This is a genomic window from Mesorhizobium sp. C416B, from assembly GCF_030323165.1.
Classification (GTDB): Bacteria; Pseudomonadota; Alphaproteobacteria; order Rhizobiales; family Rhizobiaceae; genus Mesorhizobium.
Genome location: NZ_CP100471.1, coordinates 6,321,270 through 6,344,923, shown reverse-complemented (window position 1 = coordinate 6,344,923; position 23,654 = coordinate 6,321,270). Strand labels below are relative to the sequence as shown.

The following is a 23,654-nucleotide window of genomic DNA, read 5'->3' as shown; positions in this document are numbered from 1 at the left end:
ACCGAGGGTTCGCCTTTCGCTTGTCTTTGTGCCGGCTTTCCGATCCCTATATCAGAATGACCGGAGCGGCATCCGGCTCCCGGAAAGGTTTCGATGATTCGGTTTGTGCTGTCGCTGTTCCTGCTTGCTGTTCCCGCCGTCGCCCACGCGACCGACGCCGGCTGGGCGCTGCTGCGTGACGGCGGCCATGTCGTGCTGCTTCGCCATGCACTGGTCACCGGCACCACCGACCCCGCCAATTTCGTCATCGACAACTGCGCCACCCAGGTCAACCTATCGGCGCGCGGCAAGCAGCAGGCGAGCAAGATCGGCGCCTTGTTCGGCGCCCGCGCCGCCCCCATCGAGCGGGTGCTGTCCAGCCGCTATTGCCGCTGCCTCGACACTGCCCGCATCGCCTTCGAGGCGGAGCCGGAGCTCTTTGCGCCGCTAGACCTCCTGAGGAGCGATCCGACCGAGAAGGCCGCGCAGCTCGACGCGGTGATGAAGGAAATCCGCGCCTACACCGGTTCCGACAATCTGGTCATGGTCACGCATCTCGAAAACATCGTCGCGCTGACCGGCGTCTCGCCGCGCGAGGGCGAAGCGGTGGTGGTCGAGCCGCAGGGCGATGGCTTGCGCGTGCTCGGCCGCGTCACGTTCTGAGAAAGCCAGTGGTCAAGCTCCGCGAAAACTGAGCTGACGTAACGTCAACTGGGAGGGCCGCCGGCTTGTCGGGCTGCCCTTCTTGTCTTCACGGAAGGGCCATCCCATCTGCGCCCGGCGCATCAGGCCTTTTCCTGCCGGGAAAAACCGATTAGACAGCGCCCAAACCAGATGCGGACAGATTCCGCCCGCAACCGAAGGAAGAGCCCTTGTCCACCACGTTCGACAAAGTCGCCAAGATCATTGCCGACACCAGCGAGATCGATATCGACACCATCACTCCCGAGAGCCACACGATCGACGATCTCGGCATCGACAGTCTCGATTTCCTTGATATCGTCTTTGCCATCGACAAGGAATTCGGCATCAAGGTGCCGCTGGAAAAGTGGACCCAGGAAGTCAATGACGGCAAGGCTTCGACCGACGATTACTTCGTCATGAAGAACCTGTGCGCCAAGATCGACGCGCTGGTCGCCGCCAAGACCGCCTGATATCGGCTGGCGCGCGGCCTTGACGGGCTGCGCCGCCTGACCCACAAAGCCGCTCATGAGCAGCCGTCGCGACGTCGTCATCACCGGTATCGGCCTTGTCTCCTCGCTGGGAGAGGGTCCGGATACCCACTGGCAGAAGCTGGCGCAGCCCGGCTTGCAGCCGGTGCTCGAAGCCGCGCGCTTTGCGCCCTACACCGTGCATCCCCTGCCGGAGATCGACTGGAACCTGCAGATCGCCAAGCGCGGCGACCAGCGGCAGATGGAAACCTGGCAGAGGCTGGGCACCTATGCCGCCGGCATGGCGCTGGACGACGCCGGCATCAAGGGCAATGACGATCTCTGCACGACGATGGACATGGTGGTGGCCGCCGGCGGCGGCGAGCGGGACGAGGCGGTCGATGCCGCCATCCTCGCCGCGTCCGAGAGCCGCAACGACCGCGACGTGCTGCTCAACGAGAAACTGACCACCGAATTGCGGCCGACGCTTTTCCTGGCCCAGCTCTCCAATTTGCTCGCCGGCAACATCTCCATCGTCCACAAGGTGACGGGGTCGTCGAGGACCTTCATGGGCGAGGAAGGTGCTGGCGTCGCCGCCGTCGAGACCGCCGCCGCGCGCATCCGCTCCGGACAGTCGACGCACATACTGGTCGGCGGCGCCTTCCAGACCGAACATTCCGACATGCTGCTCGGCTATGAGCTGGCCGGTTATCTGCATCGCGGCCCATGGAAGCCGGTCTGGCAGAGACAGGGCGCCGAGGGCGGCGGCCTGGTCTCCGGCTCCGGTGGCGCCTTCCTGGTGCTGGAGCAGCGCGAACACGCGCAAAGCCGTGGGCGGAAAATCTATGCCGAGCTCGGACCGGTCATCTCAGGCCGCGCCCGGCGCTCGCGCGGCGAGCTTGACGCCGAGATCGCGGCATTGCTCAAACAGGCGGCTCTCCCGAACGGCAAGTTGCTGGCCCTGTCGGGCGCATCCGGGGCGCATACCGCAACGTCAGCCGAAAAGGCAGCGCTGGATGCCAATCCGGCGATATCGGCGCGCGGCTTCGCGACGCTGACCGGGCATATGAAGGAAGCGCAGTTTCCATTCGCGGTCGCCCTCGCCGCCCTGGCCGTCGACCGCAAGGCCGCCTACCCCGTTTTCGACGCCGCGGCCGAGAAGCCGTTCGAAGGCATTCCCGAAACCGTGATCGCAACGGCGATCGGCTATCACCAATTCGAGGGCATGGCTCTGGTCAACGCTGCTGCTTGAAGCAGCGCTGCGCGATCATGCTGCAAAGTTAAGAGGTTCCGGATGGCCAATCTCAGAGATCACATGGGCAGGCCGATCGTCGCCGTCACCGGCATCGGCGTGGTAACGTCGCTCGGCATCGGCAAGGCCGATAACTGGGCGGCACTGACCTCCGGCAAATCGGGCATCCACCCGATCACCCGCTTTCCCGTCGACCACCTCAACACCCGCATCTCCGGCATGGTCGATTTCCTCGACTCAAGCTCGAAAGGCGCCAGCCTGCTGACCTACGAACTGGCCGAAACCGCCGCGAATGAGGCGGTGGCCGAATCCGGCCTCGATTCCTCTGATTTTGGCGGGCCTCTGTTCCTCGCCTCGCCGCCGGTCGAACTCGACTGGCAGGATCGCTTCGCGCTCTACAATTCCGACGGCAAAGGCGCCGGCGCCGAAAGGCTGCTCAGGGTGGCGCGCGGGCTGAAGGAAACAGATACGTTCGCAAGCACGCAGTTCGGCGCGATCGCCGACCGGCTGGCCGACCGCTTTGGCACGCGCGGCCTGCCGATCACGCTGTCGACGGCCTGCGCTTCGGGCGCCACCGCCATCCAGCTCGGCGTCGAAGCGATCCGCCGCGGCGAATGCGACCGGGCGCTGTCGATCGGCGCCGACGGTTCGGCAACCGCCGAGGCGCTGATCCGCTTTTCGCTGCTCTCGGCGCTGTCGACCCACAATGACATCCCTGAAAAGGCGTCAAAACCCTTCTCCAAGGACCGCGACGGCTTTGTGCTGGCCGAAGGCTCCGGCGCTCTGGTGCTGGAATCGCTTGAGGCAGCCCTTGCTCGGGGCGCCAGCGTTCTCGGCATCCTGCGCGGCTGCGGTGAAAAGGCCGACGATTTCCATCGCACCCGTTCCAAGCCCGACGGTTCGCCGGCGATCGCAGCAGTCCGCGCCGCCCTTGCCGATGCCGGCTTGAGCAAGGACGAGATCGACTACGTCAACGCTCACGGCACCTCGACACCGGAAAACGACAAGATGGAGCATCTGTCGCTGTCGACCGTGTTCGGCGATCGCATCGGCTCGATGCCGGTCTCGTCCAACAAGTCGATGATCGGCCACACGCTGTCGGCGGCCGGCGCCGTCGAAGCGGCGTTTTCGCTGATGACCATGCGCGAAAGCGTCATTCCGCCGACCATCAACTACGACAATCCCGACCCGGCAATCGTGCTCGACGTGGTGCCCAACAAGAAGCGCAATGCCGAAGTCGGCACGGTGCTGTCGAACTCGTTCGGCTTCGGCGGCCAGAACACTTGCCTTGTCATGGCGCGGGAACCGGTCTAAGCGACCTTTTTCAGCCAGACTGAACTGACAGGCTCCATGCGCGCACTGCAACTTATCGAGGACCGCCGTCTTGAAACGGTGGACCTGCCGCCCCCGCCGCCCCCCACATTGGGCGAAGTCACGCTGCGCATCAAGGCGGTGGCGCTGAACCATATCGACGTCTGGGGCTGGCGTGGCATGGCCTTCGCCAAGCGTAAGCTGCCGCTGGTCGTCGGCGCCGAAGCCTCCGGCGAGGTCGAAGCTGTCGGCCCCGGCGTCTCCAGCCTGCTGCCCGGACAATTGGTGTCGATCTACGGCGCGCGCACCTGCGGCCTTTGCCGCGCCTGCCGCGAAGGCCGTGACAATCTCTGCGAACATGTCTCGGGCGTCCACGGCTTCCATCTCGACGGCTTTGCGCAGGAGAAGATCAACCTGCCGGCGCGCCTGCTGGTCCCGGCCCCTCCAGGCATGACCGATGTCGGCGCTGCCGTCGCCCCCGTCACCTTCGGCACCGTCGAGCACATGCTGTTCGACAATGCCAAGCTGCAGCCCGGCGAAACCATCCTCATCCATGCCGGGGGCTCCGGCATCGGCTCGGCGGCGATCCAGCTGGCCAAGCGCATGGGTTGCTCCATCATCACCACGGTCGGCTCCAACGACAAGATCGACAAGGCCAAGGCGCTCGGCGCCGACCATATCATCAACTACCGCGACGACCGTTTCGAAGGCGTCGTGCGCAAGCTCACCAGGAAGAAGGGCGTCGACGTCGTCTTCGAACATGTCGGCGCCGACACCTTTGCCGCCTCGATGCTGTGCCTCAAGCGTGGCGGCCGCCTGGTCACCTGCGGCTCGACCTCCGGCGTGTCGACGCAGATCAATCTGATGCAGCTGTTCCAGCAGCAGCTGAAGCTGCTTGGGTCCTTCGGCTGCCGCATGGAGAACATGGCCAACGCCATGCAGAAGATGGCGGCGGGACAGGTCGCACCTGTCATCGACACCGAGGTCGGCTTCGACGGCATCGACGCCGCGTTGAAGCGCATGGAAGGCCGCGACGTGTTCGGCAAGATCATCCTGCGCGTTTCCTAGGACAATGGCCGGCTCGGTGTTCAAGAAAGCCCGCCGGGACTTCATGTTCCGCTATGGCCGAAGACTGCGCCAGATGGAGCACTGGCTGGTGGCGCGCGCGGCGATGACGATCATCTCGCTGCTGCGCCTCTTGCCCGCCGACAAGGCGCTCAATTTCGCCGACCGCGCGGCCCGCCGCATCGGCCCCCGTGTCGGGCGCCACCGCGTCGCCATCGACAATCTGCGCCTTGCCTATCCCGAAAAGAGCGATGTCGAGATCGAGGCCATCGCCTCCGACATGTGGGGCAACATGGCCCGGCTCGCCGCCGAATACATCTTTCTTGACGCGCTCTTCGACTATGATCCGAACGCAGCGACGCCCGGCCGCGTCGAAGTCGGTGGCGCCGACCATTTCCATCAGATAGCTGGCGAGGACAAACCGCATATCCTGTTCACCGGCCATCTCGGCAATTTTGAATTGCTGCCGGTGGCTGCCGCGACGTTCGGCATGAAGATCACGGCGCTGTTTCGTCCGCCGAACAATCCTTACCTCGCCGATTATATCCATTCGACGCGGCGTTCGAGCATGGGCGCCTTGCTGCCGTCTTCGACCGGCGCCTCCTTCGCGTTGGCGTCGATTCTGGAGAAAGGCGGCAATATCGGCGTTTTGGTCGACCAGAAATTCTCCAGCGGACTGGAGACGATCTTCTTTAATCGCCCATGCCAGAGCAATCCGGTTCTGGGCATGCTCGCCCGTCACTATGATTGCGACGTCTATCCGGCGCGATGTGTGCGGCTGCCAGGCAACCGCTTCCGCCTCGAGGTCGAGGACAAGCTGACCTTGCCGCGCAATGAAAGCGGCAGCGTCGATGTCGCGGCCACCACCCAACTGCTCGCCGACGTGGTCGAGCGCTGGGTGCGCGAAGATCCGGGACAGTGGATGTGGTTCCACAAAAGGTGGGAAATCTCAGGCCGGCGTCGCCGCCGGCGCGGACAGGCCAACGCCACCGGCCAGGGGCAGCGTCAATCTTAAGTCGTCGAAAGCCTCAGTTCGTCACAACGATCCGCGTATTGCCGAAGCCGACTTCGCGCACCATCGCATAGAACATCGCGGCATTGGCGGTGTGCAGCCGCACGCAGCCATGCGATGCCGGACGCCCTAGCTGCCTGACCGCGCCGGTGCCGTGGATAGCGTAGCCGCCATGGAAGAACACCGAGTAAGGCATTGGCGACATGTGGTATTTTTTCGAATACCACATCCGCGCCGTGCGTTGCGGCCGATAGGTGCCGCGCGGCGTGAAATAGCCGCTGCGCGCGGTCGACACGCTCCAGCGATAAAGCACCTGGCCGTATTGGCTGACGGTCATGGTCTGCGACGAGACGTCGATGCTGGCCACCAGCGAGGCAGCCCTGCTTTCGATGGACGTGCCGAACAGCATCGCAGCAAAAGCAGCTGCCATGAGAACGATTTTAGTCATGAGATCAAACCCCTTTGATGCCCCTTGCCTGCCCTGTCATCACGCGGTTTTTCATCTTTTTAACGACAGGTGAGTGATCTAACACACACTCCTTGATAAATTCGCCAATCTAAAGCAGCGAATTTGAACGATTTTCCGCCATAGTTGCCGCTGCGACACGAAGTTTCGGCGCCAGTGGCGCGATGCTTGCAAAACCACCCCCTTGCCTGCTCAAATCCGGGAATGAACAAACGACTCTTCAAAGCGATAGACGCCCGTGTTGATGACCTGGTCGCACTGACCGCCGACCTGATCCGCTTCCCGACCATCAACCCGCCTGGCGAAGCCTATCGCCCCTGCGCCGAATATATCGGTGTGCGCCTAGGCAGGCTTGGCTTCGAAACCGAATTCATCCGCGCCGCAGGCACGCCCGGCGACACCGACCGCTATCCCCGCGTCAATGTCGTCGCCCGCTTCGACGGCCGCTCGCCTGGAGCCTGTGTCCATTTCAACTCGCACATCGATGTGGTCGAAGCCGGCGAAGGCTGGAGCGTCGATCCCTTTGCCGGGGTGGTGAAGGACGGCAAGGTCTACGGCCGCGGCGCCTGCGACATGAAAGGGGGCATGGCCGCCTCGATCATCGCGGCGGAAGCCTTCATGGAGGTATTCCCCGACTTTCCCGGCGCCATCGAAATTTCGGGCACGGTCGATGAGGAGTCCGGCGGCTTCGGCGGCGTCGCCCATCTGGCGAAGCTTGGCTATTTCTCGAAACCCAAGGTCGACCACGTCATCATCCCGGAGCCGCTGAACAAGGACCGCATCTGTCTTGGCCATCGCGGCGTCTGGTGGGCGGAGATCGAGACCAAGGGCGAGATCGCGCATGGCTCGATGCCGTTCCTCGGCGACAATGCGGTGCGCCACATGGGCGCCGTGCTGCAGGCCTTCGAGGATGAACTGTTTCCGGCGCTCGACCGCAAGGTGACGCGCATGCCTGTCGTGCCCCAAGGCGCAAAGCGCTCGACCATGAACATCAACTCGATCCATGGCGGCCAGACCGAGGATTTCCGCCCCGGCCTGCCCTCACCCAACGTGCCCGACGCCTGCCGGCTGACCATCGACCGCCGCTTCCTGCTCGAGGAGGACCTTGCCACGGTCAAGAGCGAGGTGACCGATATCCTCGACCGGCTGAAGCGCGAGCGCAAAAAGTTCGACTACGAGATTCGCGACCTGATGGAGGTGCTGCCGCTGATGACCGAGCGCGACGCGCCGGTGGTCAAGGCGGTGGCGCAAGGCATCATGGCGATCTTCGACCGTGAGCCGGATTATGTCATTTCACCAGGCACTTACGACCAGAAGCACATCGCCCGCATCGGCCACATCTATGATTGCATCGCCTATGGCCCGGGCATTTTGGACCTCGCCCACCGGCCCGACGAATGGGTCGGTATCTCTGATATGGTGGAGTCGGCCAAGGTGATGGCGATCGGGCTGAATGTGCTGCTTAGGGGCACGGCCGCGGACTGAACCATCGACTTCGCTGAAAAAACATTCCTCCCCGCGCCGCTGCGGAGCACGAAACGCAATTTACTCCACCTCGAAATCACGCTTCTATCGCACCAGGGTTCGAGCATTTGGGAGTTGCACGATGAAATTGTGGAAAACCATTCTTGCCGCCGCGGTGCTGGCACTGGCCGGCAGTCAGGCATTTGCCGCACGCACCGACCTGGTGATCGGCATTACGCTCGAGCCGCCACATCTCGATCCGACCGCCGGTGCTGCCGCGGCGATCGACGAAGTGCTCTACGCCAACGTCTTCGAGGGCCTGACCCGCATCGGTCCGAATGGCGAAGTGCTGCCCGACCTTGCCGAGAGCTGGGCCATTTCCGACGATGGCAAGGTCTACACCTTCAAGCTGCACACCGGCGTCAAATTCCATGACGGCAGCGATTTCGACGCCGGCGACGTGAAGTTCTCGCTCGACCGCGCCCGCGCCGACAATTCGGTCAACGCGCAAAAAGTCCTGTTCGCCTCCATCGATACGGTCGAAGTCGTCGATCCGACGACGGTCAAGGTGACGCTGAAGAACCCGCAGGGGTCGTTCCTCTACAATCTGGGCTGGGGCGACGCGGTGATTGTGGCGCCCGAGAGCGCCGACACCAACAAGGAAAAGCCCATCGGCACCGGCCCGTTCAAATTCCAGAGCTGGGCCAAGGGCTCGTCGATCACGCTGGTGAAATCGGACACTTACTGGGGCGCCCCGGTGTTCCTCGACAAGGCCGAGTTCCGCATCGTTCCCGACGCCGCCGCCGCCGTGCCGGCGCTGCTCTCCGGCGACATCCAGGCTTTCCCTTTCTTCGATCCCGACAGCGTCGCGCAGGTCAAGGACGATCCGCGCTTCAAGGTGGTGATCGGCTCGACCGAGGGCGAGACCATTCTGGCGATCAACAACAAGAAGCCGCCTTTCGACAAGCTCGAGGTGCGGCAGGCAATTGCCTTCGCGCTCGACCGCAAGGCGATCATCGACGGCGCCTCGGCCGGCCTCGGCGTGCCGATCGGCTCGCACATGTCGCCGGCCAGCAAGGCCTATGTCGACCTCACCGGCCTCTATCCGCACAATGTCGACAAGGCCAAGGAACTGCTGAAGCAGGCCGGCCTGGAGAACGGCTTCAAGGCGATGCTGAAACTGCCGCCGCCTTCCTATGCGCGGCTTGGCGGCGAGATCATCGCTTCGCAGCTGCGCGATGTCGGCATCGACCTGGAAATCATTCCGGTCGAATGGGCGCAGTGGCTGGACCAGGTGTTCACCAAGAAGGATTACGACCTGACCATCGTCTCCCACACCGAGCCCAACGACATCGATATCTACTCGCGCAAGGACTACTACTTCAACTACGACAACCCCGCCTTCGACAAGATCATCGCCGAGCTGAACCTCACCTCCGACGACGCCAAGCGCAACACGCTGCTCGGCGAAGCACAGAAGATCCTGGCCGACGACGCCGTGGTCGGCTTCCTCTATGAACTGCCGAAGGTCGGCGTCTGGGACGCCAAGCTGCAGGGCCTGTGGGAGAATGCGCCGATCCAGGCGAATGATCTGACCAAGGTGAAGTGGACGGATTGAGGCGGCGGGCCAAAGGGCGGCGTTTGCGCTCCGTCACACCCCCCTCTGCCCTGCCGGGCATCTCCCCCGCAAGGGGGGAGATCGGGCTATCATCTCCGCTTTCGCCTATCGCGAACGTTGAACGCTGGTCGACGACACAGAAACTGCTGATCTCCCCCCTTGCGGGGGGTGAGGAGTGGTCCGCGCAGCGGACGGAAAGCCAACTGCTTGGCTTTCCGAACAACGAACGCCCGAAGCGACAGCGAAGGGCCGGGTCCGGCAGGACAGAGGGGGGTGTGACAGAACGCTGCCTTTGCTCAGTCATCGCACTTGGCAACGCACCATTCCCTCCACCATGACCGCCTACCTCCTCAAACGCCTCGCCATCGCCATCGCAACCTTGATCCTGGCCTCGATGGTCGTCTTCGCCGTGCTAGAAATCCTGCCCGGCGATCCGGCGCGGCTGATGCTTGGCCTCAACGCCAGCGCCGAGCAGGTCGAACTCCTGCGCAACCAGATGGGCCTCAACGCGCCGCTTCTCCTGCGCTACCTCCACTGGGTCGGCGGTCTGCTCAGCCTCGATTTCGGCCGCTCCTACACTTATTCAGTGCCGGTCATCGACCTTGTCCGCGAGCGCATGGCGGTTTCCCTGCCGCTGGCGCTGATCGCGCTGGCGCTGTCCACCATCATTGCCATCCCGGTCGGGCTCTATTCCGCCAGCCGGCGCGGGCGGGCCGGCGATACGATCGCCATGGGCGCCGCCCAGCTCGGCGTTGCCATCCCGAACTTCTGGTTCGCGCTGATGCTGATCTACCTCTTTGCCGTCTGGCTGCGGCTGGTGCCGGCCGGCGGCTTTCCCGGCTGGAGCGCCGGCGCCTGGCCGGCGCTGAAATCGCTGCTGCTGCCGGCCATCGCCCTCGCTCTGCCGCAGGCGGCGATCCTGGCGCGCGTTGCCCGCTCGGCGCTGATCGAGGTGCTGAACGAGGACTATATCCGCACCGCCCGCGCCAAGGGCCTGCCTTACCGCGCCGTGCTATGGCGGCACGCGCTGCGCAACGCGATGATCCCGGTTCTGACCATTCTGGGCCTGCAATTCGCCTTCCTGCTCGCCGGCACCATCATCATCGAGAACGTCTTTTATCTCCCCGGCCTCGGACGGCTGGTGTTCCAGGCGATCACTCAGCGCGACCTGATCGTGGTGGAAAGCATCGTCATGCTGCTGGTCGTCGCCGTCATTGCGGTCAACCTCGTCGTCGACGTCTCCTACGCCATCGTCGATCCGCGCCTTCGAGGCCGGCAATGACGCTGCACATCGACATCCCGCAGGAGACGTTGGGCAGCATTCTGGCCAAGGCCTTCCGCAACCGCTCCTTCCTCATCGGCTTCGCCATCACGGTGCTGGTGGCTGCAATAGCGGTCATCTCCTACGTCTGGACGCCCTACGACGTGACCAAACTGGTGATCTCGGACAAGACGCTGGCGCCCTCTGCGGCGCACTGGTTCGGCACCGATCATTTCGGCCGCGACATCCTGTCGATGATCATGGTCGGCGCCCGCAACTCGATTGCCGTGGCGCTGGTCGCGGTCGGCATCGGCATGGGCGTCGGCGTGCCGCTCGGCGCCTTCGCCGCGGCGCGCGGCGGGTTGGTCGACGAGGCGCTGATGCGGCTGACCGACCTCGTCTTCGCCTTCCCGGCGCTGCTGTCGGCGATCATGATCACCGCCATCTTCGGACCGGGCGCAATCAACGCCATCATCGCCATCGGCATCTTCAACATCCCGGTGTTTGCGCGCGTCGCCCGCGCCGGCGCGCTGGCGATCTGGCCGCGCGAATTCATCCTCGCCGCCCGCGCCGCCGGCAAGAGCAAAGCGCAGATTACAACCGAGCACGTGCTGCCCAACATCGCCACGCTGCTTCTGGTGCAAGGCACCATCCAGTTCGCGCTTGGCATTTTGGCCGAAGCCGGCCTCTCCTATGTCGGCCTCGGCGCCCAGCCGCCAATGCCGAGCTGGGGCCGCATGCTGTTCGACGCTCAGACGCGCATGGTGGTGGCGCCTTGGATGGCCATCTTCCCCGGCATGGCCATCGTCGTCACGGTGCTTGGGCTCAATCTGCTCGGCGACGGCATCGCCGACATACTCGACCCGAAATCGCGGCGGCAGCGATGAGCCTGCTGCAGATGGAGAACCTGTCGCTGGCCATCGGCGACACGCCGATCCTGAAAGGGGTCGACCTCTCCGTCGCGCCCGGCGAGGTGATGGGGCTGGTCGGCGAATCCGGCTCGGGCAAATCGATGACGGCGCTGACCATCATGCAGCTTCTGCCGCATGCTGCGCGCGCCACCGGCCGCGTGACCTTCGACGGCATCGATATTCTGGCCGCAACCGAGGACCAGATGTGCGCGCTGCGCGGCGACGACATCGGCATGGTGTTCCAGGAACCTATGACGGCGCTTAACCCGGTCAAGACGATCGGCGAGCAGGTCGCTGAAGGCATACGCTGGCACACCAGGGCAAGCCGCGCGGAAGCCGAAGACCGGGCGCGCAAAATGCTCGACCGCGTCGGCCTGCCCGAGGCCAAATTCCCGCTGTCGCGCTATCCGCACGAACTGTCGGGCGGCCAGCGCCAGCGCGTTGTCATCGCCATTGCCTGCGCATTGAAACCCAAGCTGCTCATCGCCGACGAGCCGACCACGGCGCTCGACGTGGTGCTGCAGGCGCAGATCCTCGACCTCTTGCGCGGCCTTGTCAGCGAAAACCGCATGGGCCTGCTTCTGATCTCGCACGATCTCGCCGTCGTCACCGAAATGGCCGACCGCATCACCATCCTGCGTCATGGCGAGGTGATGGAAGCCGGCGACACCGCACGCACGCTATCGGAACAGCTGCATCCCTACACGCGCCAGCTGGCGCTGGCCTCCATGCACGTGCCCGCGCGCGCCAAGGTTCACGCCACCGGCCAGGGCAAACCGCTGCTTGAGGTCGAAGGCGTGACACGGGACTATCCGGGCCGGCGCACCTCCCTGTTCAAGTCAGCGGCTCCAATCCGCGCCGTCGACGACGTGTCCTTGTCGCTGGCGCCGGGCCAATCGGTGGCGCTGGTCGGCCGCTCCGGCTGCGGCAAGTCAACGCTTGCCCGCATGATCCTGGCGCTCGACAAATCGACATCGGGAACGATCCGCTTTCGCGGCGAGACCATCACCGGCAAAAGCGAGGCGGAGCTCAAAGCCGCGCGGCGCGACATGCAGGTGGTGTTCCAGGATCCCTACGGCTCTTTCGACCCGCGCCAGAAGGTCGAGAAACTGGTCGCCGAGCCGCTGCATGTACTGGAAAAGAAGCCGACACCGGCCGAGCGGCGCGAGATGGTGGCGCATGCGCTGCACGAGGTCGGCCTCGGCGTCAGCGACATGGACAAATATCCGCATGAGTTTTCCGGCGGCCAGCGCCAGCGCCTGTCGATCGCCCGCGCCATCATCACAAGGCCGAAGCTGGTCGTCGCCGACGAGCCGGTCTCGGCGCTCGACGTGTCGATCCGCGCCCAGATCCTCGATCTGTTCGCAGAGCTCAACCAGAAGCTCGGCATTGGCTATCTCTTCATCACTCACGATTTGACCGTCGCCCGCGCCATCACCGATGAGGTGCTGGTCATGCATGACGGCAGGATCGTCGAGCGCGGCAAGACCGGCGACGTGCTCGATCATCCGCAGTCGGAGGCGGCCAGGGCGCTGGTCGCGGCTGCGCCCGATCTGCATCGGGCGATCGCTCACCGTATGCAGGAACAGGGGTGAGCGACCGGTTCGCGCAGCGAATTCATCGTGCCAGTGGCACGATGAAAGGTCACGAACGCTGGGACGCTGCGAAGCAGCGGGGACCCGGCCGGGCGGCCGTTGCCCCTGGTCTGCCTCACTCCTCCGGCTTCACCACATCGACCGGGCTGATGTCGAGCAAATCGAGCGTGCGGCGCAACAGCCGCACTTCGCTCTCGGCCAGTTTGGAATCGGCTTTGGCGATCTCCGCCATGTGGAGCGCCAGCAACTTGCGCCGTTCGACATCGAGATCGCGGAACAGCGCCATGGCTTGCGAACCGTTGGTCTCGTAGCCGAAATCATTGAGATATTCGATGACCGCGTCGATGCTGGTTTCCGGGATGCCGAAGGCGTCCTTGCAGATGCGCCGGAAGGCGACCATTTCGCTCTCCGAAACCGAGCCGTCGGCCAGGATCATGCGAAACAGCATCAAGAGTTCCGCCGACAGCACGGGGTCGTCGGCAACCTTGCGCACGCCGGGGTCACCATCGAAGATCGAGCGTATCTGGTCGAGCAATGCCATCGCCAACAGTGTCCCTTTCCCGAGCCCGCCCAGTGCATATGACCCAAAATTGCCCAGCGGTATTGGGATAATGACATGCACCACAGGAAATCCAAGCGCAACGCGCTTGGATGGACGTAGCGCGGAATCGGCCTTGCGCAAACCAGATGGCCATGAGAAGGCGCGGCACCACCTTTCCCGCCGGAATGTTCAGAAAATCCCGATGCTCGACCTCGCTACCCACACCGTCATCATGCTTGCCTTGGCCGCCTTTGCAGCCGGCTTTGTCGATTCGATAGCCGGCGGCGGCGGGCTGATCACCATCCCGGCCCTGCTGCTTGCCGGATTCCCGCCGGTCGCAGCACTTGGAACCAACAAGCTGCAGGGCATTTTCGGCACCGCTTCGGCGACCATCCACTATGCCAGGAATGGCCGTGTCGATCTGCGTCGACAGCTGCCATCGGCGCTTCTGGCCCTTACCGGCAGTGCCGTCGGCGCCTTGCTGGCGGCATTCGTGCCAGGTGATCTCCTGCGGGCGCTGCTGCCGCTGCTTTTGATCGCCATCGCGATCTACTTCGCCGTGAAACCCAACATGAACGATGTCGACCGCGCCGAGCGCCTGTCGCCCTTCCTGTTCGGACTGATCATCGCCCCTTTGGTCGGCTTCTATGACGGGCTGTTCGGGCCGGGAGCCGGCTCCTTCTATATGCTGGCCTTCGTCAGCCTTGCCGGCTTCGGCGTGCTCAAGGCGACGGCACACACCAAGCTGCTCAATTTCGCCTCCAACATCGGCGGCTTCATCGTCTTTGCGGTCGCCGGCGTCGTCTACTGGAAGATCGGGCTGATGATGGGCGTCGCCCAGTTCCTCGGCGCCCGGCTCGGCGCCAGCCTTGCCATCCGCATCGGCGCCCGGCTGATCAAGCCGCTGCTGGTGATCATCTGCCTGGCTCTGGCGGTGAAGCTGCTGGCCGATCCGGCGAACCCATTGCGCCAGCTAGTTGGTGTATGAGCCGCACGCCTGATAGGATGCCGTTGTACGAATCATGTTGGAGGGACCACACATGAATCTTAGTGCACCCACTCAGCTTGTTTTCATCATATCCCTTGTTATCGCCATCATCGGCGTGCTCGCCGCGCTTGGCGTTCTTGCGTTCATTCCTCTGGCTGCGGTGTGGATTGTCCTCATCGCATACATCGTGCTTGCCGCCGCCTGCCTGATGCGCGGCGCCTAGGCACCCGCGACCTCTGCAATTCGAAGCGCCCGGTCAAAAGCCGGGCGCTTTTGCTTTGGATGCATGGTCTGTTAGGCTCTTCCGCGGAAGGATGACCATGCCCGTCGAGACGGAGCGCCACGATCAACAGTAGGGCCCGGTCGCCGACCGGTTCGAGATGGTGCGGCGCGCGCCGGGCCTGCTGCTGCAGAATGCGGTCACCGACATTTGTGGCTATCGCGAAACGGCGCCCGGCCATTTTCGCAATGTCGAATACGCCTCGCTCACCGTCCCGCTGGTGATCAGCTTCGCAGAACCCCTCGCCATCGGCCTTGGCCGCAAGCCCGCGTCGAGGTCGGCGAAGCGCCCGAACTTCGTCATCAACGGGCGAAGCGGAAGCGCAGACCCGAGGATGACGAAACGATGGGCGGCCCTACCTCGCTAACCCAAAAATCGCATCGCAATCGAGATGGCGCTCCAGTTCGGTTGCGATCTCGTCCAGAGCGTTTTCCACCTCCGCTCGATAGTCGACACCGCCGCCTTTGACGCCGAGGCTCTCCAAGAATCTCGCCCGGAAAGCGTCGGCGGAAAACAGGCCGTGCAGATAGGTGCCAAAAACCTTGCCATCGGCGGAAATGGCACCGTCGTCGATGCCGTTGATCACAGCCGACGGCCGCGCCATGTCCGGCCCGGTGGTGCGGCCGAGATGAATTTCGTAGCCCTCGAGCGCCAGGCCGAACGGCACTGAGCGGGCGCTGACATTGCGCACCGTCTTTTCCGGTTCCATTACCGTCTCGATGTCGAGCAGGCCGAGTCCCTCGGCCTCGGTGACACTGCCCTCGATGCCATCGGGATCGCGCACCAGGCGGCCGAGCATCTGGAAACCGCCGCAGATACCGACGACATGGCCGCCGCGTTTGCGGTGCGCGAGGAGATCGCGATCCCAGCCATTCTCGCGGAACTTCATGAGATCGCCGATCGTCGATTTGGAACCGGGAATGACCACCAGGCCGGCATTCTCCGGCAAGCGCTGCCCCGGCGGCACGAACACCACTTCGACCTGCGGTTCGGCCTTGAGCGGATCGAGATCGTCGAAATTGGCGATGCGCGACAGCATCGGCACGGCGACCTTCAACGCCCGCTTCTCGCCCGACGTCAGGCGTTCGAGCACGACCGAATCCTCGGACGGCAATCGCGCCGCCGCCTTCAGCCACGGCACGACGCCAAAGCAGCGCCAGCCGGTGAAGCTTTCGATCGACCGGATGCCGTCGTCGAACAGCGAGACATCGCCGCGGAACTTATTGATGAGGTAGCCGACGATCATGCGCCTGTCTTCCTCCGGCAGGATCAGATGCGTGCCGGCGACCGAAGCGATGACGCCACCGCGGTCGATGTCGCCGACCAGAATCACCGGCACGTCGGCGCGTGTGGCAAAGCCCATATTGGCGATGTCGCGGCTGCGCAGGTTGATTTCGGCCGGCGATCCGGCGCCTTCGACGATGACCAGATCGGCGCCCTCACCGACCTTCGTCCAGGACTCCAGCACGGCGTCCATCAGCCCCGCTTTCATTGTCTGGTAGTCGCGCGCTCGCGCCTCGCCGAACACCTTGCCCTGCACGATCACCTGCGAACCGATGTCGCTCTGGGGTTTGAGCAGCACCGGATTCATATGCACGGTCGGCTGAACACCACACGCCAGCGCTTGCAGCCATTGCCCACGGCCAATCTCGCCGCCGCCGGGGCGGTCGTCGCCCGGAATGTCGGCGACGGCGGCATTGTTCGACATGTTCTGCGGCTTGAACGGCCTGACTTTCAGCCCGCGATTCCTGGCCGCGCGGCAGAGCCCCGCCACCAGCACCGTCTTGCCGACATCCGAACCCGTGCCTTGCAGCATGATCGCCTTGGCCATGCTCAGCCCCTGCCCTGCGCGCCGGAAACGGTCGACTTCTGCGACAGCGGCCCGCCGCGCCAGATGTAGAGCGCCAGCAACGGTTCGCTGCCGGTGCGCATGGCATGGCTGACATTGGAGGCGTGATGGATAATTTCGCCCGCCTGGCGGGTGTGAAAGCCGCCTTCGCCCATGCGCCACTCGGTGCCGCCGGTCAGCGGAATGTAGATCTCCTCGGCAATGTGATGATGGTCGGGATAGGTGATGCCGGGCCCCAGGATCAGCAATCCGGCCGCGACCTCTTCATTGGCGAAATGGCCGCGCGTGCCAAACACCTCCAGCCAGCCGTATTTCTGCAAGAACGCTTCACCAAAATCGCTCGCGTTGTAGGTCTGCCCCCAGCACAGATCGTCACGACGCTCCGCCAGCAGTTGCACCAGAGGCTGCGGGTCCGGCGGCGCCAGTTTGACAATGCGGTCGAGCAGACCAAGGCAAGGCAGCGGATGCGCTTCGAGCACGCGCGCCGTCATATTCCAGCCGATCCGGGTCACGGCGTCCCGCACCAGCGCGTTGTCCACGCCCCGGAGATAGGCATGGAAGCGGTCGAGCAATTCGTCGAAATATGTCGGCACGCAATGCTCCGTTGATCCATTCATGCACAGCGGCTGCGCGGCGAGCCGGGTTGCGCGGCGGCATCATTGGTCTAGATTGAGCGGCGCGCAAAGCCAAAAACAACAGGCCAGCAAGCCAACCCCAGCTGGGGAAACACAGGGAGCACGCCATGGACGCCGCGGTCGATGCGAGCACCAGTCAGTTCGAGCTCAACGAGGAACAGCGCGCCATCCAGGAGATGGCACAGGCCTTCGCCGCCGATCGCGTTGCGCCCAATGCGCTCGAATGGGACCGGGCAAGACACTTTCCCGCCGATGTAATCCGCGAGACCGGCCCGCTTGGCCTTGGCGGCATCTATGTCAGGGATGATGTCGGCGGCTCGGCGCTCGGCCGGCTCGACGCCGTGCTGATCTTCGAGGCACTGTCGCACGCCGATCCGGCGTTTTCCTCCTTCATCTCGATCCACAATATGGCGGCGTCAATGATCGACCGCTTCGGCGACGACGAGCAGCGCCAACGCTTCCTGCCGAAGCTGACCTCGATGGAATGGCTGGCGAGCTACTGCCTGACCGAGCCGGGCTCAGGCTCGGATGCCGCGGCTCTGAAGACGCGCGCGGTGAAGAGCGGCGACGACTATGTGCTTAACGGCGCCAAGCAGTTCATCTCCGGGGCCGGCGACAGCGACCTCTATGTCGTCATGGCGCGCACCGGCGCCGACGGGCCGAAAGGCATTTCCACCTTCGTTGTATCAAAGGATGCGCCCGGCCTGTCCTTCGGCGCCAACGAGCACAAGATGGGCTGGCACATGCAGTCGACCCGCCAGGTGATCTTCGAGGACTGCAAGGTGCCGGCTGCAAACCTGCTGTCGGGGGAAGGCGCAGGTTTCGGCATCGCAATGGCCGGGCTCGATGGCGGCCGCCTCAACATCGCCGCCTGTTCGCTCGGCGGCGCGCAATCTGCGCTCGACAAGGCGCTGTCCTATACCGCCGAGCGCAAGGCTTTCGGCTCGAAGATCAACCAGTTCCAGGCGCTGCAGTTCAGGTTGGCCGACATGGAGACCGAATTGCAGGCAGCGCGGATCTTTCTCTACGCCGCCGCCTCGAAACTCGACCGCAAGGCGTCGGATGCCGGCAAATGGTCGGCCATGGCCAAGCGCTTCGTCACCGACATCGGCTTCAACGTCGCCAACGAGGCGCTGCAGCTGCATGGCGGTTATGGCTATCTTCATGATTACGGTATCGAAAAACTGGTGCGCGACCTGCGCGTCCACCAGATCCTCGAAGGCACCAACGAGATCATGCGCGTCATCATCGCGCGGGCGTTGATCGGACGCTGACGGCAACAATTCAGGAGAGATTGATGACCACCATCGCCTTCATTGGTCTCGGCAATATGGGCAACCCGATGGCTGCCAATCTCGTCAAGGCGGGGCATGCGGTGCACGGCTTTGACCTGATGCCGGAAAACCTCACCGTCGCACACGAGCATGGCGTCATTGTCATGGCGAATGCCTTGGCGGCGGTGAAAGACGCCGATGTCGTGATCACCATGCTTCCCGCCGGCAAGCACGTGCTCTCGGTCTACGAGGACATCGCACCCAAGGCCAAACCAGGCGCCCTGTTCATTGATTCCTCGACCATCGATGTCGAGTCGGCCCGCAAGGCGCATGCCGTAGCAAGGAAGCACGGGCTGCATTCGATCGACGCCCCCGTCTCCGGCGGCACCGGCGGTGCTGCTGCGGGAACACTGACCTTCATGGCCGGCGGCGCCAAGGATGCCTTCGCCAAGGCCGAACCGGTCCTGAAGCCGATGGCAGGCCGCATCGTCCATTGCGGCGACGACGGCGCCGGTCAGGCAGCCAAAATCTGCAACAACATGATGCTCGGCATTTCGATGATCGGCGTCGCAGAGGCCTTCGTGCTGGCCGAAAAGCTCGGCCTCTCGCATCAGGCGCTGTTCGACGTTGCCTCGACCTCGTCGGGCCAGTGCTGGTCGCTGACCACCTACTGCCCGGTGCCGGGTCCCGTGCCGGCCTCACCCGCCAACCGCGACTACAAACCGGGCTTTGCCGCGGCACTCATGCTGAAGGACCTGAAACTGGCGCAGGAAGCCGCCCAAAGCGCCGGCGCGGTGACGCCGATGGGGGCCGAAGCGGCCCAGCTTTATGCGCTGTTCAACGCCCAGGGAAATGGCGGCGACGATTTTTCCGGCATCATAAATTTCCTTCGCGCCAGTTCTCTATAAGTTTCGAATTTGGCAGCGCTTTTCTCGATTTTTATTGCGCGGAAAAATTGCAAATTTAGATTTGCTTAAGCTCTCGATAACCCGGCGGTAACGATGTGCCTATATAACGGATGGCGAGGCGGACACATCGCATCCGCCCGGCGCTCCGGATCAGGTCTCGCGTACCGGAGCCCGTAAGTTTCGCAAGTGTATTGTTGGCGAAATGCCATGCGTATCTGGCAAAGCCGCGTTCCGATGGAGCGCGGTTTTTTGCGTTTTGCAGTCCTATCTGTTCGGTCTGAATTATATTCCGATTGCAGCGTTCGGAATTGCCTGATGGTCTTCATTGACCAGCACGATCGGTGCGCTGACCCCTTCGACCCTGACGATAAGCAGGCGCACAGTCCGGGCGTCCTGATTGCAAGGCGTCCGGCTGTCGTTCCATCTACTTCTTGCGCAAATCCGCTTGCGCCAGATCCAGCGCTTTGGCGATGCGATCGCAAGCCATGTCGATCGTCGCGCGGGTCCAGATCAGCGGCGGCGCCAGGATCATCGTGTCGCCGGTGGCGCGCAGCATCAGGCCTTGCGCGATGGCGTGGTCGCGGACGGTGACGGCGGCACTGCCCGCCGGCAGGAAGCGCTCCTTGGTCGCCTTGTCCTTGACGATCTCGACCGCACCCATCAGCCCGATCGATCGCACCTCGCCGACCAGTTCGTGGCCGGCAATGCGCTCCTGCAGCGCCTGGGCGAAGTAAGGTCCAGTGTCGTTCCTGACCCTGTCGACTAGGCCTTCTCGCTCCATGATCTCGAGATTCTTCAGCGCCACCGCGCAGGCCACCGGGTGACCCGAATAGGTATAGCCGTGGTAGAATTCGCCGCCCTTTTCGACCAGCGTCGCCGCAATGCGGTCGCCGACCAGCAGCGCCGACAGCGGCTGATAGCCCGAGGTCAGTGCCTTGGCCGTGGTGATGGTGTCGGCCTCGACGCCGAAGGTCTGCGCCGCAAACCATTCGCCGGTGCGGCCATAGCCGGTGATGACCTCGTCCAGCATCAAAAGCACATCGTATTTGCGGCAGATGCGCTGCACTTCCGGCCAATAGCTCATCGGCGGTATTTTCACCCCGCCCGCGCCCATCACCGGCTCGCCGATGAAGGCCGCCACCTTGTCGGCACCGGCTTCGAGGATGGCGTCCTCGACGGCCTTGGCCGCGCGCAGGCCGAAATCATGGTCGCTTTCGCCAGGCAGCGCCAACTCATAAGCATAGGGCATCATGACATGGACGATGTTGGGCACCGCCCCGCCGAGCTGCTTGTGCATCAAATCCATGCCGCCCAGCGACGTGCCGGCGACGGTCGAGCCGTGATAGGCCGACTTGCGCGAGATGATGCGGTTCTTCTCCGGCTTGCCTTCCAGCGCCCAGAAGTGGCGCACCAGCCGCAGCGCCGTGTCGTTGGCCTCCGAGCCGGAGGAGCCGTAGAAGACCTGGGCAATGCCCTTGGGCGCCAACTCGGCCAGCTTCTTCGACAGCAGCACCGGCGTCGGCGTCGAGCATTTGAAGAAGGAGTTGTAGTAGGGCAGTTCCTTCATCTGCGCGTACGCCGCGTCGGCCAGTTCGTCGCGGCCATAGCCGACATTGACGCACCACAACCCGGCCATGCCGTCGAGGATTTCGGTGCCGTCGGCATCGTAGATGAACGGGCCGTTGGCATGGGTGATGATGCGCGAGCCGGTCTCGCGCAATTCCTTGTGGTCGGTGAACGGGTGCAGATGATGCGCGGCGTCGATCTGCTGAAGCTGCTTCAGCGAATAATTCTGGTAGGTCATATCAAGGTCTTCCCTCTGAAATCATTCCGGCGGTGCCGGGGCGAATTCGTCAGAGGACGGCAGGTGGTGAATAACCAATGCGGGCGCACAACCGCAAAAGCTCGGCGCGCAAGGTGCGCGGTGACGGTGTCACCGCGACCCCGAAGGCGCCGGATGTGCTCATATAGACCATGGCGGCAGTCTATGCCGCCCGAGGCCCAGAATTCAAGCGGTGCCGCTCAATACCCTTTGCAGGAACACGTATTTCATGGCGGTTTGCGCCGCTTGCGGCCGGCGGTCGCCGCGCCCGCCATGGCCGCCTTCCGTCTCCTCGAAGAACAAGGTCTTGCCGTGACCTGCTTCCTGCAGCTTCGCGGCCATCTTGCGGGCATGGCCGGGATGGACGCGGTCGTCGGCGGTCGATGTCGTGAGCAGCACCGGGGGATAGACAGCATCGGCCGAGACATGCTGGTAAGGCGAATAGGCGGCGAGCCACTTGGCCTCTTCTGGTTTTGCCGGATCGCCATATTCGCCTGTCCACGAGGCGCCTGGCGGCAGTTCGGTGTAGCGCAGCATGTCGAGCAGCGGCACCTCGATGATGACGGCGCCGAACAGTTCGGGATGCTGCGTCAGGGAAACGCCGGTCAGCAGGCCGCCATTCGAGCCGCCCTGGATGCCCAGCGAACCGGCCGTGGCGATGCCGCGCCGGACGACGTCCTGCGCCACCGCGGCGAAATCGTCGAAGGCTGTCTGGCGATTGCCCTTCAGCGCCGCCTGATGCCAGGCCGGCCCAAACTCGCCGCCGCCGCGAATGCAGGCCTGCACATAGGCGTTGCCCTTCTCCAGCCACAGCCTGCCGCGCACGCCGGCATAGCCGGGCAGCAGCGGTATTTCGAAGCCGCCATAGCCGTAGAGCAGCGTCGGCACCGGACCCTTCTGGTCGCGGCGCCTGACGACGAAATATGGAACCATGGTGCCGTCCTTCGAGCGCGCCTCGAACTGTTCCGAGACCAGCGGCGCGGCGTCGAACCGCGCCGGCTGCGATTTCACGGTAGCCAGCGTCACCCCGTCATCGTCCGACCAGATGATCGAACTCGGCGTCAGGAAATCGGTGAAGGAGAAGGAGACGCTGGAACCGAAATGCTCGGCATGCGCGATGCCGACATTGCCGTTCTCGGGCAGCGCCAGCGGCTTCAGCGACCAGCGGTCGCCGCTGCGCTCGGCGACAACGACCTTGCCGCGCACATTGTCCATCAGATTGATGAACAGCCGGTCCTGAGTGCGGGCAATGCCGGCGACCGAAACACGGTGCGCTGGCGCGAGCATGGTTTCAACAGGGCCCAGGTCGCCGGTGTCGATCCAGTGTTCGAAATCGAAGGAATAGAGGGCGTCCGGCAAGCACTCAGTGCCGCCCGGCGCCGTCCATGGGCTGCGCACCCCGAACACGAACCGGCCCTTGAACAGCGCGGTGTCGGTGACATCGTCCGGCAGCGGGATGCGCCGGTTTTCGCCCGACGGCAGGCGCAGAAAACTGTGCGAGGAGAAGAAGGCGATCGTGCGGGCCAGAAACAAATACTGCCTGTCGCCATCATGCTCGACCCCCGCGCCGGCCGCGAGATCCTGCTTCTCGGCCTCGAAGATCGGCGTCGCCTCCTCCAACCGGGTGCCGCGCTTCCACAGCTTGACGACGCGCGGATAACCGGACTGGGTCTTGTCGTCTTCATTGAAGGCAGCCGAGACAATGACCGTGTCCTTGTCCAGCCAGGAAAAGCCGGATTTCGAGGCGGGAGCGCGGAAGCCGCCCTCGATGAATGATTTGGTCTCGATGTCGAATTCGCGCATCTCGCTGGCATCGCCGCCATCCGGCGACATCGCCACCAGGCAAAGGTTGAAATCGGGGTAAAGGCGGCTGGCGCCGCTGAACACCCACTTCACCCCCTCCTTGGCCGACAGCACGTCGAAGTCGATGATCGTCTCCCACACAGGCTTCTCGGTCTTGTAGGAAGCAACCGTCGTGCGGCGCCAGAGGCCGAGCACATTGGTCTTGTCTTGCCAGAAATTATAGACTTGGCCGTTGAGCGCGGCACCGGCCGCAATGTTGTCCTCGGCCGTCATCAGGTCGAGCGCCGTCTCGAAGGCCGCCTGGTAGGACGGATCGCCCTGTAGTTCGGCCACGGTGATCTCGTTCTGGCGATGCACCCAGTCGAGCGATTCCTTGCTGGTCCGGTCCTCCAGCCAGAGGAACTTGTCGTCCGCGGTGGCATCCGTCTGGCGTTTTGTCATCGATTGGGTCACGCATGGTCTCCAGGCT

22 protein-coding genes are annotated in these 23,654 nt (G+C 63.8%); 16 read left to right on the top strand and 6 right to left on the bottom strand.

Annotated elements, in window-relative coordinates; all coding sequences use genetic code 11:
- The first annotated feature begins 93 nt into the window (after window positions 1-93).
- From NLY43_RS30710 to NLY43_RS30685, 6 genes are all read left to right on the top strand, one after another.
- Window positions 94-642 (top strand): histidine phosphatase family protein, encoded by a 549-nt coding sequence (locus tag NLY43_RS30710; protein ID WP_023670442.1) that lies wholly within the window; start codon window positions 94-96, stop codon window positions 640-642.
- A gap of 209 nt (window positions 643-851) precedes the next feature.
- Window positions 852-1,133, top strand: coding sequence for an acyl carrier protein (locus tag NLY43_RS30705; RefSeq protein ID WP_010909964.1), 282 nt, complete (start codon window positions 852-854; stop codon window positions 1,131-1,133).
- Window positions 1,134-1,188: 55 nt separating this feature from the next.
- Window positions 1,189-2,382 (top strand): beta-ketoacyl-ACP synthase, encoded by a 1,194-nt coding sequence (locus tag NLY43_RS30700; protein ID WP_023696481.1) that lies wholly within the window; start codon window positions 1,189-1,191, stop codon window positions 2,380-2,382.
- 42 nt (window positions 2,383-2,424) lie between these two features.
- Window positions 2,425-3,696, top strand: coding sequence for a beta-ketoacyl-ACP synthase (locus NLY43_RS30695; RefSeq protein ID WP_023696480.1), 1,272 nt, complete (start codon window positions 2,425-2,427; stop codon window positions 3,694-3,696).
- Between the two features lie 36 nt (window positions 3,697-3,732).
- On the top strand, window positions 3,733-4,761 hold the full coding sequence (locus tag NLY43_RS30690; RefSeq protein WP_023710751.1) for a zinc-binding dehydrogenase: 1,029 nt from the start codon (window positions 3,733-3,735) through the stop codon (window positions 4,759-4,761).
- A gap of 4 nt (window positions 4,762-4,765) precedes the next feature.
- Window positions 4,766-5,773, top strand: a complete 1,008-nt coding sequence (locus tag NLY43_RS30685; protein ID WP_031199104.1) for a lipid A biosynthesis lauroyl acyltransferase — start codon at window positions 4,766-4,768, stop codon at window positions 5,771-5,773.
- 13 nt (window positions 5,774-5,786) lie between these two features.
- Here the strand turns inward: NLY43_RS30685 and NLY43_RS30680 are convergent, their stop codons facing one another.
- Window positions 5,787-6,218 carry a L,D-transpeptidase gene (locus NLY43_RS30680; protein ID WP_023681747.1) on the bottom strand — a complete coding sequence of 144 codons (432 nt, stop codon included), beginning with the start codon at window positions 6,216-6,218 and terminating at the stop codon, window positions 5,787-5,789.
- A gap of 222 nt (window positions 6,219-6,440) precedes the next feature.
- Here NLY43_RS30680 and NLY43_RS30675 point away from each other — a divergent pair, with 222 nt between their 5' ends.
- The 5 genes from NLY43_RS30675 to NLY43_RS30655 all read left to right on the top strand — a co-directional run bounded on the left by NLY43_RS30675 (window position 6,441) and on the right by NLY43_RS30655 (window position 13,085).
- Entirely contained in the window at window positions 6,441-7,721 is a 1,281-nt protein-coding gene (locus NLY43_RS30675; protein WP_023710753.1) for an acetylornithine deacetylase/succinyl-diaminopimelate desuccinylase family protein, read from the top strand.
- Between the two features lie 121 nt (window positions 7,722-7,842).
- Window positions 7,843-9,318 carry an ABC transporter substrate-binding protein gene (locus NLY43_RS30670; protein WP_023710754.1) on the top strand — a complete coding sequence of 492 codons (1,476 nt, stop codon included), beginning with the start codon at window positions 7,843-7,845 and terminating at the stop codon, window positions 9,316-9,318.
- A gap of 334 nt (window positions 9,319-9,652) precedes the next feature.
- A complete protein-coding gene (locus NLY43_RS30665) occupies window positions 9,653-10,600 on the top strand; it encodes an ABC transporter permease (RefSeq protein ID WP_023710755.1) in 948 nt (315 codons plus the stop codon).
- Window positions 10,597-11,466 carry an ABC transporter permease gene (locus NLY43_RS30660; RefSeq protein ID WP_023706066.1) on the top strand — a complete coding sequence of 290 codons (870 nt, stop codon included), beginning with the start codon at window positions 10,597-10,599 and terminating at the stop codon, window positions 11,464-11,466. The genes NLY43_RS30665 and NLY43_RS30660 overlap by 4 nt, the downstream gene beginning before the upstream one ends.
- Window positions 11,463-13,085, top strand: coding sequence for an ABC transporter ATP-binding protein (locus tag NLY43_RS30655; RefSeq protein WP_023710756.1), 1,623 nt, complete (start codon window positions 11,463-11,465; stop codon window positions 13,083-13,085). Before NLY43_RS30660 ends, NLY43_RS30655 begins: the two co-directional genes overlap by 4 nt.
- A gap of 115 nt (window positions 13,086-13,200) precedes the next feature.
- Here NLY43_RS30655 and NLY43_RS30650 read toward each other — a convergent pair whose 3' ends face one another.
- Window positions 13,201-13,632: a TerB family tellurite resistance protein gene (locus NLY43_RS30650; RefSeq protein WP_023691035.1), complete on the bottom strand. Its 432-nt coding sequence runs from the start codon at window positions 13,630-13,632 to the stop codon at window positions 13,201-13,203.
- Between the two features lie 196 nt (window positions 13,633-13,828).
- Here NLY43_RS30650 and NLY43_RS30645 point away from each other — a divergent pair, with 196 nt between their 5' ends.
- The 3 genes from NLY43_RS30645 to NLY43_RS32670 all read left to right on the top strand — a co-directional run bounded on the left by NLY43_RS30645 (window position 13,829) and on the right by NLY43_RS32670 (window position 15,261).
- Window positions 13,829-14,614: a TSUP family transporter gene (locus tag NLY43_RS30645; RefSeq protein WP_023691034.1), complete on the top strand. Its 786-nt coding sequence runs from the start codon at window positions 13,829-13,831 to the stop codon at window positions 14,612-14,614.
- A gap of 52 nt (window positions 14,615-14,666) precedes the next feature.
- Window positions 14,667-14,837, top strand: coding sequence for a hypothetical protein (locus NLY43_RS30640; protein ID WP_023670429.1), 171 nt, complete (start codon window positions 14,667-14,669; stop codon window positions 14,835-14,837).
- A gap of 157 nt (window positions 14,838-14,994) precedes the next feature.
- Window positions 14,995-15,261, top strand: a complete 267-nt coding sequence (locus NLY43_RS32670) for a hypothetical protein (RefSeq protein WP_023691033.1) — start codon at window positions 14,995-14,997, stop codon at window positions 15,259-15,261.
- Here the strand turns inward: NLY43_RS32670 and NLY43_RS30630 are convergent.
- Window positions 15,250-16,725 (bottom strand): cobyric acid synthase, encoded by a 1,476-nt coding sequence (locus NLY43_RS30630; RefSeq protein ID WP_286459273.1) that lies wholly within the window; start codon window positions 16,723-16,725, stop codon window positions 15,250-15,252. The genes NLY43_RS32670 and NLY43_RS30630 overlap by 12 nt on opposite strands.
- A gap of 2 nt (window positions 16,726-16,727) precedes the next feature.
- Window positions 16,728-17,336 carry a dimethylsulfonioproprionate lyase family protein gene (locus NLY43_RS30625; protein WP_023710758.1) on the bottom strand — a complete coding sequence of 203 codons (609 nt, stop codon included), beginning with the start codon at window positions 17,334-17,336 and terminating at the stop codon, window positions 16,728-16,730.
- Window positions 17,337-17,485: 149 nt separating this feature from the next.
- Between NLY43_RS30625 and NLY43_RS30620 the strand changes: the two genes are divergently transcribed.
- Window positions 17,486-18,652 (top strand): isobutyryl-CoA dehydrogenase, encoded by a 1,167-nt coding sequence (locus NLY43_RS30620; protein ID WP_023710759.1) that lies wholly within the window; start codon window positions 17,486-17,488, stop codon window positions 18,650-18,652.
- Between the two features lie 23 nt (window positions 18,653-18,675).
- Complete coding sequence (gene mmsB, locus NLY43_RS30615) at window positions 18,676-19,560, top strand: 3-hydroxyisobutyrate dehydrogenase (RefSeq protein WP_023710760.1); 885 nt, start codon at window positions 18,676-18,678, stop codon at window positions 19,558-19,560.
- Between the two features lie 424 nt (window positions 19,561-19,984).
- On the opposite strand, the gene NLY43_RS30610 is transcribed toward mmsB, so the two are convergent.
- Together NLY43_RS30610 and NLY43_RS30605 are read right to left on the bottom strand one after the other, a co-directional pair.
- The gene (locus tag NLY43_RS30610; protein WP_023710761.1) at window positions 19,985-21,364 is read right to left on the bottom strand and encodes an aspartate aminotransferase family protein; all 1,380 of its coding nucleotides are present in this window, start codon (window positions 21,362-21,364) and stop codon (window positions 19,985-19,987) included.
- Window positions 21,365-21,568: 204 nt separating this feature from the next.
- Window positions 21,569-23,626 carry a prolyl oligopeptidase family serine peptidase gene (locus tag NLY43_RS30605; protein WP_156935496.1) on the bottom strand — a complete coding sequence of 686 codons (2,058 nt, stop codon included), beginning with the start codon at window positions 23,624-23,626 and terminating at the stop codon, window positions 21,569-21,571.
- Window positions 23,627-23,654: the final 28 nt, after the last annotated feature.